Genomic DNA, 1400 nt, shown 5'->3' on the forward strand with positions numbered 1-1400 from the left:
GCTATGATCTCCACAGAATTCATCAAAATGCGTTCCCGTGTCGTAATTCAACATGCTAAAGTTAACAATGCGTTAACAATTATAAATACAACGAGAAGACATGGAGTCACCAAACATGAATCAGCCGAAAATAAATAGCACTGCTGGTTGCGCTCTCCCACCACCAAATGAAATGATTCTTAAATGGGCAGCGGAGCGCCCGAATGAGGTCTACCTAAAACAAATCATTAACCGACAGTTTGTCGAGTTTACTTACGCAGAAGTCGCCGATCAGGCTCTCAAGCTCGTCAGCGCACTACGTGGGCTGGGTATTCAGCCTGGCGATAAAGTCGCACTAGTATCGAAAAACTGCGCAGAGTGGTTTATCTGCGATTTGGCCATGATGCTAGGGGATTACGTAAGCGTACCTATTTTCCCTACCGCAGGCGCCGACACGATTGAATACTGTGTAACTCACAGTGAAAGTAAGGCGCTGATCGGGGGGAAGCTTGATGACCCAGCAGCAACTCAGCAAGTCATTGATGCCATGCCAGAGCTTATCAGCATCGCGCTGCCGTATGATTCAGCACCACAATGCCAATACCAGTTCAACGCTTTGATTGCGGATGCCGTGCCAAGTGAAGAGCGTCCACAACACTACGACGATAAGTTGATGTCATTGGTGTATACCTCCGGCACATCAGGTTTGCCAAAAGGCGCAATGCTGACTTACGGAGCGTTTAGTTGGTCGGTACAACAGCTGATCAACCACATCGGTATTCAAGCTAACGACCGACTCTTTTCCTACCTACCATTGGCACATATTACTGAACGCGTTTATATTTTTGGCTCATCCATCATGGGTGGCGTACCAACGGCTTTCCCAGAGTCGCTCGATACTTTTATCGAAGACGTGAAAATGCACCGCCCAACCTTGTTCATTTCTGTACCGAGATTATGGACTCTGTTCCAGCAACGCATTCAAGACAAACTTCCACAGAAAAAATTGAATTTCTTACTGAAAATACCGTTCGTAAATTCGCTGATTAAGAAAAAGCTCGCCGAAGGGCTGGGGTTAGATCAAGCGCGAGTTTTGGGTTGTGGTTCTGCTCCGGTATCACCCGCACTATTAGATTGGTACCACAGCGTTGGCCTAAACATCACCGAAGCATGGGGGATGACGGAATCCTTCGCTTACAGCACCATAAACTACCCATTTAGGGCAGATAAAATTGGTACCGTGGGTAACGCAGGCCCCGGCATTGAGTTAAAAATTGCCGATGACAGCGAAATCATGGTGCGCGGTAAAGGATTGTTCTCTGGCTACTACAAGAATGACATCACAACTCAAGAATCTTTTGATTCAGACGGTTGGCTGCACACCGGCGATATTGGCGCAATTGATAAAGATGGCTACCTCA

Annotated in this window: 1 protein-coding gene; it reads left to right on the forward strand. The window is 47.1% G+C overall.

The window, feature by feature from the left end; genetic code table 11:
• Positions 1–115: 115 nt before the first annotated feature.
• Positions 116–1400, forward strand: a 1285-nt coding sequence (locus R7Q11_RS24720; RefSeq protein ID WP_225466827.1) for an AMP-binding protein, incomplete at its 3' end; no start/stop codon positions are given.

The organism is Vibrio sp. 970 (genome assembly GCF_033339075.1).